Below are 18,210 nucleotides of genomic sequence, written 5' to 3'. Positions count from 1 at the left end.
TTCACAGATTTGCGGCGGCTATAGCGGTGGGGAAACGCCCGGACCCATTCCGAACCCGGAAGCTAAGCCCACCAGCGCCGATGGTACTGCACCCTGATCAGTGTGGGAGAGTAGGACACCGCCGCAATCAACCCCCTTCGGGCCCTGCCACTATTGTGGCGGGGCCCGAGGTATTTCATCAGTAGGACGACGACACAGCTGACAACAGTGACCGGTTGTCGTGAACGCCCTCATGTAGGGCGGAGCGTCGCAAAGGCATAGATTGGCAACCATGAGTGACCGCAGGCCCTACCGCCGTGATGATCGCAATGGCAACGGACGAGGCAGAAACTCGCATACCAGCACCAAGCGCCCCGCAGTCGGCGTTGCGAGAACCGATGATCCGGCCTTGCCAGACGACGTCACAGCAGGCGATCTCGACGCGTCGGTGCGGCGGGACCTGCTCTCGCTCGACAAGGCCAACGCCGACAGCGTCGCGCGACATCTGGTGATGGTGACCAGATTGCTCGAAGAGGACCCGGCGCTGGCGCTCGAACACGCGAGGGCGGCGCGCAGACGCGGCAGCCGTATCGGTTTGGTACGGGAAACTGCCGGTATCGCCGCGTACAGCGCGGGTGAATGGCAGGAGGCGGTATCCGAGCTGCGGGCAGCCAAGCGGATTACCGGCAGCACTGCCCTGTTGCCGCTCATCGCCGACTCCGAACGCGGACTCGGTCGCGCCGACCGGGCCATCGAGATCGCCCGGAGCACCGAAGGCCGCGCGCTGACGGGTGAGGAAGCCACCGAGATGCGGATCGTAGAGGCCGGCGCACGCATCGACCTCGGGGAGCCGGAGAAGGCGCTCGTCACACTGCAGCTGGAGAATCTGGCCGTCGGGCAGACCGGAACCGGGCCGGCACGGTTGTTCTACGCCTACGCCTCGGCACTGCTGGCGGCGGGGCGTCGGGCGGACGCCGTCACCTGGTTCATGAACGCCTCCGCAGCTGACATCGATGATGTCACCGATGCAGAGTTACGTCTGGTCGAGCTGACCGATCCCGATTTTGACGCGTCGGGCGGGACTGCCGTCGATGATCATTCACAGGTGACCGGAGCGGGGGACACCGACATCGTTGAAGTCGTACCGGATGAAGCGGTACCCGCCGAGACACCCGGCGAAGAGCCCGACGATGTGCTTGCTGTGGTCGAACAGGAGCAAGGTGCACCCGCCGCCGGACCCGCCGGTGACGCTGCCGATGTGATCGGGGCCGAGGAGAGTTCGGAGATCATCACGGTGATCGACGGTGACTCCGCATCACCTGCGGCCGCGCCCGAAGTGAATGAGCTGCCCGCAGGATCGATCATGGCAGCCTACGAAGCGCTGCTTCTCGACCTCGACGGAACTGTCTTCGGCGGCAAGGCACCGATTATCGGTGCCCGCGAGACGCTCGCCCGCGCTGAGATTCCTCAGTTCTTCGTGACAAACAACGCCAGTCGGCGTCCCGTCGACGTCGCCGATCACCTGAACGAACTAGGATTCGACGCCGAGCCCGAGCAGGTGGTGACCAGCGCACAAAGCGGCGCCCAGCTCCTTGCCGAACACCTCGAACCGGGATCGCGGACGCTGGTGGTCGGCTCGGAAGGACTCGCGCAGGAGGTTCGCGAGGTGGGCATCGGTGTCGCCCGCAGTGCCGACGACAAGCCGGACGCCGTTATCCAGGGGTATTCACCGCACATCGGGTGGGCGGAACTGTCGGAGGCCGCACTCGCGATCCGGGCCGGAGCGCTGTGGGTGGCCACCAACATCGACGCCACGTTGCCATCGGAACGCGGACTGCTGGTGGGCAATGGATCTCTTGTCGCTGCAGTCGCCAACGCCACCGGGCAGAGTCCGCTGGTCGCGGGTAAGCCCGCAGCACCGCTGATGGTGGATGCGATCCGTCGCAGCGGTGTCAATAAGCCGCTTGTTGTGGGCGACCGTCTCGACACCGACATCGAAGGTGCGCACACAGTAGGACTCGACAGCCTGCTCGTCCTGACCGGGGTCAGCACCGCACGCGACCTGCTCGCGGCGCCGCCCGAGCAACGTCCCACCTATGTGACCGCTGACCTGCGGGGTCTGTATCTGTCTGCCGACCTGGTTGCGATCACCCCGCACGATGGCTGGGAGATCGAGATCGACGGTGACACGATCACCGTGAAGTCCGCCGGAGGGTCTGCCGAGAGTCTGCTGCCGAGCCTAGCGGCCGCGGTCTGGGCCTCGAGCGAGACCATCGATCACGGATTGCTCAGGATCTCCGGTGCCGACGACACCGTGAACGCACTGTTGGCGCAGCTCGGTCTCGCCGGAGTGGGCTGACGTGAGTTTGCGATGACCGAATCGGAGTACGTCGGCGACGATGCTGTCGTGGGCGCGGTGCGTGAGCTGCTGGCCCAGGTCGATGCGCTGCAGCAGACTGAGAGCAAGGGTTTCGACCTCGTCGGGCTCGCCAAGCAGAGCGCACTGCTCGAACGCGCCCACGACGAGCTGACCGAGGCGCTTGAGGGCGTCGAACGCCCATGAGTCGGTCGTGCTGGTTCACCACATTTTCCGAAGGGTGGAGCTGAATGGCCGCGCGAGCCCGATTGGATGCCGAACTGGTGCGGCGCGGCCTGGCCCGTTCCCGCGAACAGGCGCGTGAGTTCATCGAAGCCGGAACGGTCAAGGTGAACGGTGTGGTCGCCGCGAAGCCTGCCACCAATGTCGCCCGCGATACCCCGATCGTCGTCGTCGACGCGCCGCCGGACGATTGGGCTTCGCGAGGGGCGCACAAGCTGATCGGCGCGCTCGACGCCTTCGCCGGTAGCGGGCTGACGGTCGCCGGGCGCCGCTGTCTCGATGCGGGGGCTTCGACGGGTGGGTTCACCGATGTCCTGCTCCGCCGTGATGCAGGCCGGGTGGTGGCCGCTGATGTGGGCTACGGCCAATTGATCTGGCGCCTGCAGAACGACGTCCGCGTGGATGTGCACGACAGAACCAACGTGCGTAGCCTCACATCCGACCAGATCGGCGGACCAGTTGACCTGGTCGTGGCCGACCTGTCGTTCATCTCCCTGTCCCTTGTGCTACCGGCACTCGCCGACTGCGTCGAGCCTGATGGTGACCTGCTCCCGATGGTGAAACCACAATTTCAGGTCGGCAAGGATCGGGTCGGTGCCGGCGGAGTGGTCCGTGACCCCGCACTACGCATCGAAGCGGTGGCCGAGGTGGCCCGCGACGCCGCCGTGCTGGGGCTCGAAACCCGGGGTGTTGTGGCCAGCCCACTGCCCGGGCCCGCGGGTAACGTCGAGTACTTCATCTGGTTGCACAAACCCGCCGACGTGCCGGGCGGTATGTCGGCGGCGGCGGATAAGGTCGGAGACCGGAGCGCTCCGGTGAGCGCGCAACCCGTCGGTCCTGAGATCATGGCGATGATCGTCGCCGCGGTCGAGGCAGGCCCTCGCTGAGACGACGCCCATCGGGGCAGGCCAGTACGGAGTGGGCCGATCGTCGTCGGGCGACGGGGCCAAGACCGACCTCAAGTCGCGGTGAACGGAAGGACAGCAGTGGACGGTGATAGGCGCGGTGGGAATCATCGGGAGTTCCTGGTGGTCGCACATACGGGACGCGCGATCGTCACCGAGACCACGGCCGCGATCGCGCGTCATTGTGCCGCCGCGGGTGTGACGTTACGGGTGATCGATCACGACACCCGGAGTTTTGTGCCGGGCGTCGATTTTCCGACCGGTCAGGTCGAACTCGGACCCGAACTCCCCGAAAGTTTTCCGGTGAATCCGGCGGACCTGCGCGATATCGGTGCCGATGTCGCGGTGACCGGTGGCGATCCGGATGCCGCGGCCGGGTGCGAGCTTGTGATCGTTCTCGGCGGTGACGGAACATTTCTGCGCGCCGCTGAACTGGCGTACGGGGCCGACGTCCCAGTCCTCGGAATCAACCTCGGCAGGATCGGATTTCTCGCAGAGGCCGAGGCGAACCGCATCGACGAGGTGATGACTCGTCTCGTCGAGCGGGACTACCGGATCGAGGACCGGATGACACTCGACGTCACCATCGCCGACCCGGCTCATCCGGGCCAGATCCTGGGCCAGAGCTGGGCACTCAACGAGATCGCGCTGCAGAACCGGACCAATCACGGCGTTCTCGAACTGGTGACCGAAGTCGACGGGCGGCCTGTGTCGGCGTTCGGTGCCGACGGTGTGCTGGTTTCGACGCCTACGGGCTCGACCGCGTATGCGTTCTCCGCGGGCGGACCGGTGATGTGGCCGGATCTGGAGGCGATCTTGGTGGTGCCGAACAATGCGCACGCCTTGTTCGCCCGGCCGATGGTGACGAGCCCGCGGTCGCGGATCGCGCTGGAGATCGACAAGGGCGGCCGCTCGGCGGTGGTGCTGTGCGACGGTCGCAGGCAGCTACAGGTACCGCCGGGAGCGCGGATCGAGATCGTGCGCAGTCCACGGCCATTGAAGTGGCTGCGTATCGACTCCGAGCCGTTCGCCGACCGGTTGGTGACGAAATTCAAGCTTCCGGTGACCGGGTGGCGGGGCGGGAATGACGCCGGGTGGCGGGGCGGGAATGACGCCGGGTGGCGGGGCGGGAACGACGCGGCGTGGCGGGGGAGACAAGGGTAGACATGCTCGAAGAGCTGACCATCGAAGGGCTCGGTGTGATCGAGCACGCGTCGGCCCGGTTGCATCCGGGGTTCACCGTGCTCACCGGCGAGACAGGTGCGGGCAAGACGATGATCGTTACCAGCCTCCATCTGCTCTCGGGGGCCCGTGCCGACGCCGGGCGCGTACGGACCGGTAGCCCCAAAGCGATCATCGAAGGCCGATTCCGGTTGCCATCGGGGGCCGGGGAGGTCGCCGAAATGGTGTCCGCGGCCGGTGGTGAGGTCGATGACGACGACTCGGTGATCGCGGTGCGCACCGTCGCCGCCGATGGTCGTTCGCGGGCCCATGTCGGGGGCCGGTCGGTGCCGGTCGGAGTGCTCGGTCAGATCACCACCAGCCTGTTGACCATTCACGGCCAGAACGACCAGCTGAGGCTGCTCAAACCGGAGCATCAGCGCAGCGCGCTCGACACCTTCGCCGGTGCGCCGGCAGCGAAGGCGCTCACCGGTTACCGCTCGGCACGGGACACCTGGACGGGGATCCTCGACGAGCTCGAGCAGCGGCGCGGCAATATGCGCGAACTCGCGCAGGAAGCGGACCGACTGCGCTTCGGCATCGGCGAGATCGACGTGGTCGACCCGTCACCGGGCGAGGACACAGAGCTCACGGCCACGATCCGGCGCCTGACAGATCTGGAGACGATCCGGACGACGGCCGTGAGCGCACACGGTATCGTCGCCGACGAAGGCAGGTCGGTGATCGATGGCCTGGGCCAGGTGCGCTCGCTCCTGGAATCATCCACCGATGACACATTGCGCGGGCTGCTACCGCGCGTGGCCGAGGCGTTGACCGTGGTCACGGACGTGGGTGCCGAACTGACCGACTTCTTGTCCGACCTGCCGACGGACGCGGATTCACTCGACCAACTGCTGACCCGGCAGGCCGAGCTGAAAGCGCTGCTGCGCAAGTACGCGCCCGACATCGACGGCGTGATCGAATGGCGCGACGAGGCACGGGCCCGGCTGGCCGAGATCGAGGACCCGGCGGGGTCGATCGAAGAACTCGAAGCCGCGCTTGCCGACGCCGCTCATGAGGTGGCAAAGGCGGCGGGCAAACTCACCGCGATCCGGCTCAAGGCGGCCGATTCGATGGGCAAGAAGGTGTCCCGCGAACTCGCCGGCCTGGCGATGGGGGAGGCGGCCGTTGCCGTCGCCGTCACCGGCGATCGGGCTTCGGCCGATGATCGGCTGGCCGTCGACTGCGGCGGCGAATTGCTGCACGCCGGCCCGAATGGAACCGATCGCGTCGAGTTCTCGCTGGTGGCGCACCGCGACGCGCAGCCGCTGCCGATCGCCAGGTCGGCGTCGGGTGGCGAGCTGTCGCGGGTGATGCTGGCGCTCGAGGTGGTGCTGGCCGAGCCGACGAGCGGATCGATCATGGTGTTCGACGAGGTCGATGCCGGCGTCGGTGGTGCGGCGGCAGTGGAGATCGGTCGCCGGCTGTCGCGGCTGGCCAGGGCACATCAGGTGATCGTGGTGACGCACCTGCCACAGGTGGCCGCATTCGCGGACAATCACCTGGTCATCGGTAAACAGGTTCGTTCTGTGGGAGCCGGTAAGGCGGGCAGGACGGGCAAGGTCACCAGCACGGTACGCACGCTCGACCGGTCGGAACGAGTGGCGGAGCTCGCGCGGATGCTTGCCGGGCTCGGTGACTCGGACACCGGCCGGGCCCACGCAGAGGAGTTGCTGGCGACTGCGGAGGCCGAGCGCGGACCTGCCACCGAAGGCGGTCGCGAACGCGCGGGCTGAGCGACTCGGCCCACGAGCTTGGCCGCAACAGATGGTGTTGGTGTGACAAAAGTTGCGAATGTTACGGCGCGCCTCCCCAACTGACCCACAGAGCGGGGCAATCATTGCCCTCATGAAGATGCCTGCTCTGCTCACGCGCTCCACAGAAGAACTTCCTGGTGTGACCGGAATCGCCAGGATCGATACCAATACTCGCCGGCTGCTCGGTCGCGTCGGGCCGGGCGACATCGCCATCCTCGATGAGGTCGACCTCGACCGCGCCACCGCCGACCGTCTCGTCGCGGCCGGTGTGGTGGCGGTGGTCAACGCCTCCGAATCCATCAGCGGCCGCTACCCCAACCTCGGCCCCGAGGTGCTGGTTGCCTCCGGCATCGTCCTGCTCGACAACACGGGGCCGGAGGTGTTCAAACGGGTCAAGGACGGCGCCCGACTCCGCGTCGACGACGATCACCTGTACGTCGGCGACAAACGGCTGGCACATGGCACCCAACTCGACGAGATCGAGATCGCCGACATGATGATCGATGCCAAGTCGGGCATGGTCGATCATCTGGAAGCGTTCTCGGGCAACACCATCGAGTTCATCCGCAACGAGTCGCCGCTGCTGATCGACGGAGTGGGTGTCCCCGAGATCGACGTGAACCTCAAGGGCCGCCACGTGGTGGTCGTCGCCGACGGACCCGATCACGCCGCCGATCTGAGATCCCTCAAACCGTTTATCAAGGAGTATCAGCCGGTACTCATCGGTGTCGGGGCGGGCGCCGACGTGCTGGTCAAGGCGAGCTACAAGCCTGCGGTCATCATCGCCGATCCCGACGAACTCAAGACCCAGACGCTCAAATCAGGTGCGCAGTTGGTACTTCCGGCCGATACCGACGGTCATGCGCCCGGTCTGGAACGGATCCAGGATCTCGGCATCGGGGCAACCACTTTCCCCGCCGCGGGATCACCCTCGGACCTGGCGCTGTTGCTCGCCGACCACCATGGTGCGGACCTGATCGTCACCGCAGGCTGCGGCGGCGACCTCGACGACTTCTTCGACCGCTCGCGCCGGGAGAGCAACCCGTCGACGTTCCTGACCCGGATGAAGGTCGGGGCCAAGCTCGTCGACGCGAAAGCCGTTGCAACGCTGTACCGTAGCCGGGTTTCGGGTACCGCGATCGCTTTCGTCGTGCTGGCTGCGCTCATCGCGATCATCGCCGCGGTCGTCCTGTCCAATTCGGGGGCTGACTCCTGGGACTGGATCGTGGCTCAGTGGGATCGGTTGGTCGAGTGGGCGCGCGGCGTCTGGAACCGCTAGCGCATGATCTCGCTGCGTCAACACGCGATTTCGCTGGTTGCGGTGTTCCTCGCACTCGCCCTCGGGCTCTTTCTCGGTTCGGGTTTCGTCGGTGATCAGGTCAATTCGCTGACCGGCGCAAAACGCGACCGGATCGGCGACCTGCAGGAGGAACGCGACCAGCTGAACGCGAAGCTCAACTCGGCCGATAGCTTCGACCGGGCGATGGCGCCGCGCCTGATCGCCCAGACACTCAAAGGTCATTCGGTGCTCGTGGTCACCGTCCCGGGTGTCGTCGACGCCGATGTCGATGCGCTCAAGGAGTCGGTATCGGCCGCGGGCGCCGGCTTCGCCGGCCAGATCGAGATCTCCGAGCAACTCGTGGCGGACAACGAGGCCGCCAAGTTGCGCAGCATCATCGACCAGACGATTCCCGTCGGCGCGCAGCTGCGTGCCGACTACGTCGACTCGGGGTCGCGGGCCGGTGACCTGCTGGGAACACTGACGCTGCATTCGGCCGACACGCGCGCGGCTGCGGCCGAGGATTCGCGGGTGGGGCTCGAAGCTCTTCGCGAAGGCGGGTTCATCGGCTATGTCGACAATGCGATCACACCTGCCGACCTGGTGCTGGTGATCACGGGCGGCGCCTACGGTGGGGACTCGGGAGCCAAGGGACAACTCGTCGGCAGGCTCGCCGCCGCGATGGCAGCGCGTGGACAGGGTGGGTCGCTGGTCGGTCGCATCGGATCGGCGACGGGTGGATCACCCATCGCGATCGTGCGTTCGGATCCGGCGCTGGGCAACGCGATCTCGACCGTCGACAACGCCGACGTCCCGACGGGCCGGATCACCAGTGTGCTCACACTCGCGGAAGAGGGGAATGCACGGACCGGTGCGTACGGTACGGGCCCCGGAGCCACGGCCATCACAGTCGGCGCGCGCTAGAGTACGCGCCCGTGCTCCGGACCGGTGCCGGTCGCGGCGCGCCGTCGTTGCCGAGTCGAACCGGGGTACGGGCACTGGTGCTACTGTGAAGTCCCGTAGGTAAGCAGGTTTCGAGCCTGATTCATCCTGACGGGAGACGCATTGCGACCACTGCGCCACGTGCACGCAGGCACTAAGCATATTTTTGTAACGGGTGGTGTCGCCTCATCGCTCGGTAAGGGACTCACCGCTTCCAGCCTCGGTCAACTGCTGACCGCCCGCGGGCTGCGGGTGACGATGCAGAAGCTCGACCCCTATCTGAATGTCGATCCCGGCACGATGAACCCGTTTCAGCACGGAGAGGTCTTCGTCACCGAAGACGGGGCCGAGACCGATCTCGACGTCGGACACTACGAGCGGTTCCTCGATCGCAACCTGTCGCAGTCGGCGAATGTGACCACCGGGCAGGTGTATTCGACGGTCATCGCCAAGGAACGGCGCGGCGAGTATCTCGGCGAGACGGTTCAGGTGATCCCACACATCACCGACGAACTCAAGTCGCGGGTCCTGGCGATGCGTGCCCCCGACGAGAACGGTGATGCACCCGACGTGGTGATCACCGAGATCGGTGGCACGGTCGGCGACATCGAATCCTTGCCGTTCATCGAGGCGGCCCGGCAGATCCGGCACGACGTGGGCCGCGACAACGTCTTCTTCCTGCACGTGTCGCTGGTCCCGTATCTCGCGCCGTCGGGTGAGCTCAAGACCAAACCCACGCAGCATTCGGTGGCCGCGCTGCGCAACGTCGGTATCCAGCCGGACGCGCTCATCCTGCGCTGTGACCGGGACGTCCCTGAGGGTCTCAAGGCCAAGATCGCGCTCATGTGCGATGTCGACGTCGAGGGCTGTATCTCCACGCCCGATGCGCCGTCGATCTACGACATCCCCAAGGTGCTGCACAGCGAGGGCCTTGACGCCTACGTGGTGCGCAAGCTCGATCTGCCGTTCCGCGACGTCGACTGGACGGTGTGGGGGGAACTGCTCAAGCGGGTCCACGAACCGCGGGAGACCGTGCGGATCGCGCTCGTCGGCAAGTATGTGGACCTGCCCGACGCGTATCTGTCGGTCACCGAGGCGATCCGGGCCGGCGGCTTCGCCTGCCGGGCCAAGGTCGAGATCAAATGGGTGCCGTCGGATGACTGCGCCACCCCCGAGGGCGCGCAGGCCGCACTCGGCGATGTCGACGGGATCCTGGTGCCGGGCGGCTTCGGCATCCGCGGCATCGAGGGCAAACTCGGCACCATCGCCTACAGTCGCCGGCGCGGGATTCCGCTGCTCGGTCTGTGTCTCGGGCTGCAGTGCGTGGTGATTGAGGCGGCCCGCTCGGTGGGTCTCAACGAGGCCAGCTCCACCGAATTCGACCCGGACACAAAGCATCCGGTGATCTCGACGATGGCCGACCAGGAACACATCGTGGCCGGGGAGGCAGATCTCGGCGGGACGATGCGCCTGGGTTCGTATCCGGCGAAGCTGATCCGCGGCACCGTCACGGCCGAGTCGTACGGAACTCTCGATGTCACCGAACGGCATCGGCACCGCTATGAGGTCAACAACGCCTACCGCGACAAGATCGCCGAATCGGGGCTGGTGTTCTCGGGCACCTCGCCCGACGGCCAGCTGGTCGAGTTCGTGGAGTACCCGCGCGACCGCCATCCGTTCCTGGTGGCCACACAGGCTCATCCGGAGCTCAAGAGCCGACCGACCCGACCGCATCCGCTGTTCCGTTCACTGATCGAGTCGTCGCTGAAATATAAAGCGGCCGAACGTCTTCCGGTTGATCTCGGGGAGTACGACGCGGGTGAGCGGGAGCAGGGCGGCCCGTCGGCCGGTTCCGGGGACGCCGAAGCGTGAGCGAACCGGGATCGCATGACTTCGTCGTGCGCGACTCACGCACCGTCTACGACGGCGCGATCCTCGCATTGCGCGTCGATCAGGTCGAGATGCCCGGCGGCCGGATCGCCGAACGTGAGGTGGTCGAACACCATGGCGCGGTCGCGGTCGTGGCGCTCGACGATGCCGGTCGCGTGGCGATGGTGCGCCAGTACCGGCATCCGATCGGGCGCCGGTTGCTGGAACTACCCGCCGGGTTGCTCGACGGCGGACCCGACGAGGACCCGCTGACGGCGGCGCAGCGCGAACTCGCCGAAGAAGTGGATCTGGCGGCCGACTCCTGGCGGGTACTCACAGACCTGGCGCTGTCCCCGGGATTCACCGACGAGGCCCTGCGGGTCTATCTGGCTGAATCGTTGCACTCCCTGAATCCGGCGGAACGTCACGACGAAGAGGCCGACATGGCGGTCGAATGGGTTGCTCTCGGCGACGCCGTCGCCCAGGTCCTGTCCGGGGAGATCGTGAACGCCACAGCGGTCGCCGGGATCCTCGCCGTGTCGGTGGCACTGACGAACGGCGCCGCACTGCGCGACCCGTCAGCGGAATGGACCGACCAGCCGACCGGACTGCAATCGCGTAAACACGGCGACGCCCGGCGGTCATGAGCCTGACCGACGATGTTGGCCGCTACCTCGATCACCTGACGGTCGAGCGGGGTGCGGCGACCAACACCGTCAGTTCCTATCGGCGCGACCTCACCCGGTACCTCGGCTACCTTGCCGGCCGACGGATCGACCGGCTACCGGAGATCACCTGCGCCGATGTGCGCGAATTTCTAGTGGAGCTACGCAGGGGAGACCCCGACCGGTCGATCGTCCCGCTCGCCGACAGCTCCATCGCACGGACCCTGGTGGCCGTTCGCGGGCTGCACCGGTTCGCGGTGGCCGAGGGGTGGACCGATGTCGACGTCGCCCACGAGGTCTCCCCGCCGCGCGCACCGCGGAGGCTGCCGAAGTCATTGCCCATCGATCACGTGGCGCGGATCCTCGACGCCGTCGGCACCGACGACACCCCGCGCGCGCTTCGCGACCGCGCGCTGCTGGAACTGCTCTACAGCTGTGGTGCGCGGATCTCCGAGGCGATCGGCCTCGATGTCGACGACCTCGATATCGGTGCGCGCGCAGTTCGGTTGCGCGGTAAAGGCGGAAGGGAGCGGATTGTGCCCATCGGCGGACCGGCGGCCGACGCGCTCGACGGCTATCTCGTGCGTGGCCGGCCGGCACTGGCCGCGGGTGCCAGGTCGGTATCGGTCGGGCCCGGTGTGTTCCTCAACGCGCGGGGTGGGCGTCTGTCGCGGCAGAGCGCCTGGCAGGTCCTCGCCTCGGCCGCCGAACGCGCTGGTATCGCCGAAACGGTCTCACCGCACACCTTGCGGCACAGTTTTGCCACCCATCTGCTCGACGGTGGTGCCGATGTCCGGGTGGTGCAGGAGTTGCTCGGCCATGCGTCGGTCACCACCACACAGGTGTATACGCTCGTGACGGTCAACACGATGCGTGAGGTTTACGCCACCGCACATCCGAGGGCCCGGTGACCGGTCGCGGCGGATGTGGGCGATCCGCGATGATCAGACGTCGTGGACCTATTAGGCTGGACAATCGGAACTACCAGATCCTTGATTTCACGCCAGGCCGACTCAGCCGACGAAGGGAGCGCGGGGGACGTGACAATTGACAGCGGGGACCCGGACGGAGCCTCAACGCCGTCGGTGCCCGCACCGGAGCCGTCCGTAGCGCTACCCGATTCCGAGCATCTGCTCGCAGCAGAGCCACAGCCCGAACCAGATCAGCCCACACCCGTCGCGGAGTCCGCACCCGACACCGGGGGTGCGGGGCCTTCCGGTGATGTGCCGCTCGGCCCCACGGGCAGGCCCTACCGGCAGATCCCCGACCCGCGGCCGCTGGACAAGCACGGCCCGGCGTCGGTGGTCGCGATCTGTAACCAGAAGGGCGGCGTCGGCAAGACCACCACGACGATCAATCTCGGTGCGGCCCTGGCCGAATGCGGTCGTAGGGTGCTGCTGGTCGACCTCGATCCGCAAGGCGCGCTGTCCGCGGGGCTCGGGGTACCGCATCATGAGCTCGACGCGACGGTGCACAACCTGCTGGTGCCACCGCAGATGGCCATCGATGACGTGCTGATGCGCACCCGGGTCGACGGCATGGACCTGCTGCCCAGCAACATCGACCTGTCGGCGGCCGAGATCCAGCTCGTCACCGAAGTTGGTCGCGAACAGTCCCTGGCCCGGGCATTGCATCCGGTGCTCGACCGCTACGATTTCGTGCTCATCGACTGCCAGCCGTCGCTGGGTCTGCTCACCGTCAACGCGCTGGCCTGCGCCGACAGCGTGCTGATCCCGATGGAATGCGCGTACTTCAGTCTGCGCGGGCTGGCACTGCTCAACGACACCGTCAACAAGGTGCGTGACAGGCTCAATCCCAAGCTGACGCTCAGCGGCATCCTGGTGACGATGTTCGATTCCCGCACCCTGCATTCGCGTGAGGTGATGGAACGGGTCGTCCAGGTGTTCGGCGACATCGTGTTCGACAGCGTCATCAACCGTACCGTCCGGTTCCCGGAGACCAGTGTCGCCGGTGAACCGATCACGTCATGGGCGCCCAAATCCGCCGGGGCCGAATCGTATCGGGCATTGGCGCGCGAGGTCATCGCACGTGACGCCGGCGTCGTGTGATCACGTCAGGTGAGTGACAACGAGCAGGGTTTTCAGGTACGGCTGTCCAATTTCGAGGGACCGTTCGATCTGCTGCTCGATCTGATCAGCAGGCATCGCCTCGACGTGACAGAGGTGGCGCTGCACGCGGTCACCGACGATTTCATCGCCTACACCCGCAGGCTCGGTGATCAGCTGACCCTGGAGCAGACCACCGAGTTTCTGGTGGTCGCGGCCACACTGCTCGATCTGAAGGCGGCGCGGCTGCTGCCGGCCGGTGAGGTGGACGACGCCGAGGACCTCGCCCTGCTCGAGGCGCGCGACCTGCTGTTCGCCCGGCTGCTGCAATATCGCGCCTACAAGCAGGTCGCCGAACTGTTTGGCGAGCTCGAAGCCGCTGCGTTGCAACGGTATCCGCGGTCGGTATCGCTGGAGGAACGGTTCACCGGGCTGCTTCCGGAGGTCACCCTCGGCGTCGACGCGGCGCGTTTTGCCGAGATCGCGGCTGCTGGTCTGGCCCCGCGCCCGGCACCGGCCGTCGGTCTCGCGCACCTGCACGTGCCCAAGGTATCGGTGCCCGCGCAGGCGCGACTGGTGATGGCGATGCTGCTCGACGATCCGGGCGCCTGGTTCAGTTTCCGGGAGATCGTCGCCACCTGCGATAACCCGTACGAGGTGATCGGACGGTTCCTGGGGCTGCTGGAACTGTTCCGCGAACGCGCGATCGCCTTCGAACAGCCCGAGGCGCTCGGCGAGCTCAAGGTGAGCTGGACCGGCGAGCGCGCGCCGGACGAGGTGAATCTCAGTCGGGGAGAGGAAGACTACGAGTGAGCGACGACCCGGTGGAAGAAGCGATGGTCGACAAGACCAGCGACGGCGAGCGTGAGGTGGGGGTGGACCAGGAGGCCGTCGAAACGTCCGAAGTCAGGCTCGACGACGCCGAGCTGCGTGCCGCGCTCGAGGCGGTTCTGCTCGTGGTGGACACTCCGGCGCCCACCGCGGATCTGGCCCGCGCCGTCGACGAGGACGAGGCCCGCGTGGCTCCCATGCTGCAGCAGATGTCGGCCGACTTCGGGGTGGCACGCAGCGGCTTCGACCTGCGGTTCGCCGGCGATGGCTGGCGGTTCTACAGCCGCGCCGACTACGCGCCGTATGTCGAGCGTCTGCTCCTGGACGGGGCGCGTTCCAAACTGACGCGGGCGGCGCTGGAGACGCTCGCGGTGATCGCCTACCGGCAGCCGGTGAGCCGGGCGCGGGTCGGCGCGATCCGCGGCGTCAACGTCGACGGAGTAGTCCGTACGCTGCTGGCCCGCGGTCTTATCGTCGAGGTCGGCACCGACCCCACCACGTCGGCCACCACCTACGGCACCACCGAGATGTTCCTGGAACGGCTGGGCCTGGCCTCACTGACCGAACTGCCTGATCTGGCACCGTTGCTGCCGGATGTGGATGTCATCGATTCGCTCGACGACGAGCTGCTCACCGATCCACGATTCGCCAAACTCGACGCCAAGAGGGCACACTCGTCGGGAGAGAAGACACCGGACGACGACGTGTCCTCGTCCGCCGAATGAGAGATCCACATGGCATCCGCTAGCCGAGACGGCACACCGGGCCCGCGTAAACGCGCAGGTCGTTCCACATCCGCATCGTCCGGGGGACAGCCCGGACGGGGGGCGCGCAAAGCAGGGCAGCCCAAGACGGGTTCGCAGTATTCAAAGGCCGCCAAGGGCGGCGCCGAAACGGGCAGGCCGGCCAAGAAGACTCACCGCAAGGGCACCTCGAAGCCCGACGTCACGTCGGGAAAGGTGCGTCTGAACAATGCTCGCCCGGCTCGGCACCAGGGCGGGAACGCCGGAGGTGACGGCGGCGCGTCGTATGTCTCCGACGGGGTTCGCCTGCAGAAGGTGCTCGCACAGGCCGGTGTCGCGTCGCGGCGCGGTGCCGAAGAACTGATCGCCGCCGGCCGCGTCAGCGTCGACGGCGAGATCGTCGTCGAACAGGGACTGCGGATCAACCCGGACACCGCGATCGTGCGGGTCGACGGCGCCCGCGTCATCATCGACGAGACCAAACAGTATCTGGCACTGAACAAGCCGCGCGGCATGCAATCGACGATGGCCGACGACCAGGGGCGCCCGTGCATCGGCGACATCATCGCCGAACGCGTCATGGCCGGGCACCGGATGTTCCACGTGGGCCGCCTCGACGCCGACACCGAGGGCCTGCTGCTACTCACCAACGACGGCGAGTTGGCGCACCGCCTGATGCACCCGTCGTACGAGGTGCCCAAGACATACATGGCGACGGTGAAGGGCGAGGTGCCGCGCAGCCTGATCCGCACATTGCGCGCCGGAGTCGAGCTCGATGACGGCCCGGTGAAGGTGGACTCGTTCACCATCGTCGACGTCAACAATGGGGCGTCGCTGGTGGAGATCGTGCTGCACGAGGGCCGCAACCGGATTGTCCGCCGCCTCATGGAGGAAGTCGGCTTCCCGGTGCGCCGACTGCTGCGCACCCAGGTCGGCGATGTCGCCCTCGGCGACCAGCGGGCCGGCAGCCTGCGGGTGCTCGGCCGCGACGAGATCGGTGGACTGTACGAGGCGGTCGGCCTGTGAGCACCAGTCCGAACGTGCCGACCGCACCGGATACGGGCGTGGTGACCGGATCGGCCCGTGTCGTCGCCATCGACGGTCCTGCCGGGACCGGAAAGTCCACCGTCTCCAAACTTCTCGCCGGTACGGTCGGTGCGCAGTGTCTCGACACCGGAGCGATGTACCGGGCCGTCACCCTCGCGGCGCTCGATCTCGGTGTGCCGCTCGATGACCCGGCCGCGATCGCCGCTGCCATGGCAGACGTGGACGTCGACGTCATCATCGATGCCGACGGCACCAACCGGGTGTTCCTGAACGATTCGGACGTCTCGGACCGGATCCGCACAGCCGAGGTATCCGCGGCGGTGTCGGCGGTGTCGGCTGTCCCTGAAGTTCGTACGAAACTGGTTGCGCTGCAACGGAAAGTATCGCGCGACCGATTTGTGGTGATTGAAGGCCGGGACGTGGGTACCGTGGTGTTCCCCGATGCCGGGCTCAAGGTATTCCTCACCGCGACCGCCGAAGCGCGCGCTCAGCGCAGGCATCAGCAGAACCTCGAGCTGGGGCAGCCCAGCAACTATGACGAGGTGCTGGCGGCGGTCAACCGGCGTGATCATCTCGATTCGACCCGGGCGGTGTCGCCGATGCGGGCGGCCGACGACGCCGTCCTCGTGGACACCAGCGACCTCACCCTCGACCAGGTACTCGACGAACTGGCTCGCCTGGTCGACGAGCGGATCGGAGTACAGCCGTGACCGACAACATCGATACCGGCCTGACGGTTGCCGGTGACGGCACGTGGTCGGATGAAACCGATTGGGAAATCAGCGATCTGGTCGACGGGGACGAACTCGGTACCGGGGGACCGGTGCCGGTGGTCGCCATCGTCGGGCGGCCGAACGTCGGCAAGTCGACACTCGTCAACCGCATCCTCGGGCGCCGGGAAGCCGTTGTCGAGGACATTCCCGGAGTGACCCGGGACCGGGTGTCGTACGCGGCGAGCTGGTCGGGCAGGCGGTTCACCGTCGTCGACACCGGTGGCTGGGAGCCCGATGCGAAGGGTTTGCAGCAGGCCGTCGCGGCGCAGGCGGAGCTCGCGATGAAGACCGCGGACGCGATCGTCGTCGTGGTCGATGCGACCGTCGGCGCCACCTCGACCGACGAAGCGGTCGCCAAGGTGCTGCGCCGTTCCAAGACCCCGGTCATCCTGGTGGCCAACAAGATCGACAGCGAACGGCAGGAAGCCGAAGCCGCCGCATTGTGGTCGCTGGGGCTGGGGGAGCCGCATCCGGTGTCCGCGGCGCACGGCCGGGGCGCCGGCGACGTGCTCGACAAGATCCTGGAGGTTCTTCCCGAAACCCCGCGTGAGGCAACAACCTTGGGGGGCCCGCGCCGGGTGGCGCTGGTCGGCAAACCCAATGTGGGCAAGAGCTCATTGCTGAACAAGCTTGCCGGATCCGAGCGGTCGGTGGTCGACAATGTTGCCGGCACCACCGTCGACCCGGTGGACGAACTCGTCGAATTGGGCGGCAAGACATGGCAGTTCATCGACACCGCCGGTCTGCGCCGTAAAGTCCGCACCGCGAGCGGGCACGAATACTATGCCTCGCTGCGGACCCGTTCGGCCCTGGATGCGGCCGAGGTGGCGATTCTGCTGATCGACGCGTCCGAACCGATCACCGAACAGGACCTGCGGGTGCTGTCGATGATCATCGACAGCGGCCGGGCCCTGGTCATCGCGTTCAACAAGTGGGATCTGGTCGACGAGGACCGGCGCTATCAGCTCGACAAGGAGATCGACCGCGAACTGGCCCGGGTGCCGTGGGCGCGGCGCGTCAACATTTCTGCCAGCACGGGCCGGGCCGTGCAGAAGCTGGTGCCCGCCATCGAGGGTGCGCTGGAGTCCTGGGACAAGCGGGTCTCGACCGGCCAGCTCAACAACTGGCTCAAGGACATCATCGCCGCCACACCGCCGCCACTGCGTGGTGGCCGCCAGCCGCGCGTGCTGTTTGCCACTCAGGCCGCTACCCGCCCGCCGACGTTTGTCCTGTTCACCACCGGCTTCCTCGAAGCCGGCTATCGCAGGTTCCTGGAGCGCCGACTGCGTGAGGAGTTCAACTTCGACGGCTCCCCGGTCCGGATCAACGTCCGCGTCCGCGACAAGCGCGAGCAGCGTCGTAAGAAGTAGATGACATCCACCGCCCCTGACCAGGCGATTAGTCGTTCGCGGGGGTGGTGGGCTAATGTCTGTAAGGCCTCGTGAGAACGACGGCAACGGGCTGTGGCGCAGCTTGGTAGCGCACCTGACTGGGGGTCAGGTGGTCGCAGGTTCAAATCCTGTCAGCCCGACGT

At 66.8% G+C, this 18,210-nt stretch carries 16 protein-coding genes, 1 tRNA gene and 1 rRNA gene; all 18 read left to right on the top strand.

Features of this window, described 5'->3' with window-relative positions; genetic code table 11:
* Positions 1 to 10 precede the first annotated feature (10 nt).
* The 18 genes from rrf (at position 11) to KDB67_RS01455 (ending at position 18,207) form a co-directional block, all read left to right on the top strand.
* Positions 11 to 127, top strand: a 5S ribosomal RNA gene (gene rrf / locus KDB67_RS01540).
* A gap of 144 nt (positions 128 to 271) precedes the next feature.
* Positions 272 to 2,338 (top strand): HAD-IIA family hydrolase, encoded by a 2,067-nt coding sequence (locus KDB67_RS01535; RefSeq protein ID WP_291011501.1) that lies wholly within the window; start codon positions 272 to 274, stop codon positions 2,336 to 2,338.
* A gap of 12 nt (positions 2,339 to 2,350) precedes the next feature.
* Positions 2,351 to 2,542, top strand: coding sequence for a hypothetical protein (locus KDB67_RS01530; protein WP_291011478.1), 192 nt, complete (start codon positions 2,351 to 2,353; stop codon positions 2,540 to 2,542).
* Between the two features lie 44 nt (positions 2,543 to 2,586).
* The gene (locus KDB67_RS01525; RefSeq protein ID WP_291011476.1) at positions 2,587 to 3,465 is read left to right on the top strand and encodes a TlyA family RNA methyltransferase; all 879 of its coding nucleotides are present in this window, start codon (positions 2,587 to 2,589) and stop codon (positions 3,463 to 3,465) included.
* Between the two features lie 99 nt (positions 3,466 to 3,564).
* Positions 3,565 to 4,647: an NAD kinase gene (locus KDB67_RS01520; protein WP_291011473.1), complete on the top strand. Its 1,083-nt coding sequence runs from the start codon at positions 3,565 to 3,567 to the stop codon at positions 4,645 to 4,647.
* Positions 4,648 to 4,649: 2 nt separating this feature from the next.
* Complete coding sequence (gene recN, locus KDB67_RS01515) at positions 4,650 to 6,440, top strand: DNA repair protein RecN (RefSeq protein WP_291011471.1); 1,791 nt, start codon at positions 4,650 to 4,652, stop codon at positions 6,438 to 6,440.
* A 118-nt stretch (positions 6,441 to 6,558) separates the two neighbouring features.
* Positions 6,559 to 7,740, top strand: a complete 1,182-nt coding sequence (gene steA / locus KDB67_RS01510) for a putative cytokinetic ring protein SteA (protein WP_291011468.1) — start codon at positions 6,559 to 6,561, stop codon at positions 7,738 to 7,740.
* 3 nt (positions 7,741 to 7,743) lie between these two features.
* A complete protein-coding gene (locus KDB67_RS01505; protein WP_291011466.1) occupies positions 7,744 to 8,664 on the top strand; it encodes a copper transporter in 921 nt (306 codons plus the stop codon).
* A gap of 126 nt (positions 8,665 to 8,790) precedes the next feature.
* On the top strand, positions 8,791 to 10,554 hold the full coding sequence (locus KDB67_RS01500) for a CTP synthase (protein WP_291011513.1): 1,764 nt from the start codon (positions 8,791 to 8,793) through the stop codon (positions 10,552 to 10,554).
* Positions 10,551 to 11,198, top strand: coding sequence for an NUDIX hydrolase (locus tag KDB67_RS01495; RefSeq protein ID WP_291011464.1), 648 nt, complete (start codon positions 10,551 to 10,553; stop codon positions 11,196 to 11,198). Before KDB67_RS01500 ends, KDB67_RS01495 begins: the two co-directional genes overlap by 4 nt.
* Positions 11,195 to 12,127 (top strand): site-specific tyrosine recombinase XerD, encoded by a 933-nt coding sequence (gene xerD / locus KDB67_RS01490; protein ID WP_291011462.1) that lies wholly within the window; start codon positions 11,195 to 11,197, stop codon positions 12,125 to 12,127. The genes KDB67_RS01495 and xerD overlap by 4 nt, the downstream gene beginning before the upstream one ends.
* Positions 12,128 to 12,439: 312 nt before the next feature.
* Positions 12,440 to 13,285 carry a ParA family protein gene (locus KDB67_RS01485; protein WP_291011510.1) on the top strand — a complete coding sequence of 282 codons (846 nt, stop codon included), beginning with the start codon at positions 12,440 to 12,442 and terminating at the stop codon, positions 13,283 to 13,285.
* Positions 13,286 to 13,294: 9 nt separating this feature from the next.
* The gene (locus KDB67_RS01480; RefSeq protein WP_291011460.1) at positions 13,295 to 14,095 is read left to right on the top strand and encodes a segregation/condensation protein A; all 801 of its coding nucleotides are present in this window, start codon (positions 13,295 to 13,297) and stop codon (positions 14,093 to 14,095) included.
* Positions 14,096 to 14,118: 23 nt separating this feature from the next.
* Positions 14,119 to 14,838, top strand: a complete 720-nt coding sequence (gene scpB, locus KDB67_RS01475) for an SMC-Scp complex subunit ScpB (RefSeq protein ID WP_291011507.1) — start codon at positions 14,119 to 14,121, stop codon at positions 14,836 to 14,838.
* 9 nt (positions 14,839 to 14,847) lie between these two features.
* Positions 14,848 to 15,882 (top strand): pseudouridine synthase, encoded by a 1,035-nt coding sequence (locus tag KDB67_RS01470; protein ID WP_291011458.1) that lies wholly within the window; start codon positions 14,848 to 14,850, stop codon positions 15,880 to 15,882.
* A gap of 38 nt (positions 15,883 to 15,920) precedes the next feature.
* Positions 15,921 to 16,613 carry a (d)CMP kinase gene (gene cmk / locus KDB67_RS01465; RefSeq protein ID WP_291011504.1) on the top strand — a complete coding sequence of 231 codons (693 nt, stop codon included), beginning with the start codon at positions 15,921 to 15,923 and terminating at the stop codon, positions 16,611 to 16,613.
* Positions 16,610 to 18,046, top strand: a complete 1,437-nt coding sequence (der, locus tag KDB67_RS01460; protein WP_291011456.1) for a ribosome biogenesis GTPase Der — start codon at positions 16,610 to 16,612, stop codon at positions 18,044 to 18,046. The genes cmk and der overlap by 4 nt, the downstream gene beginning before the upstream one ends.
* 87 nt (positions 18,047 to 18,133) lie before the next feature.
* Positions 18,134 to 18,207 (top strand) — tRNA-Pro (locus KDB67_RS01455).
* The last annotated feature ends 3 nt before the right edge of the window (positions 18,208 to 18,210 follow it).

It is taken from the genome of Gordonia sp. (in: high G+C Gram-positive bacteria) (assembly GCF_020438995.1).
Lineage (GTDB): Bacteria > Actinomycetota > Actinomycetes > Mycobacteriales > Mycobacteriaceae > Gordonia.
Note: the sequence above shows the minus strand (reverse complement) of the source record. Positions and strands in the feature narration are given on the sequence as shown.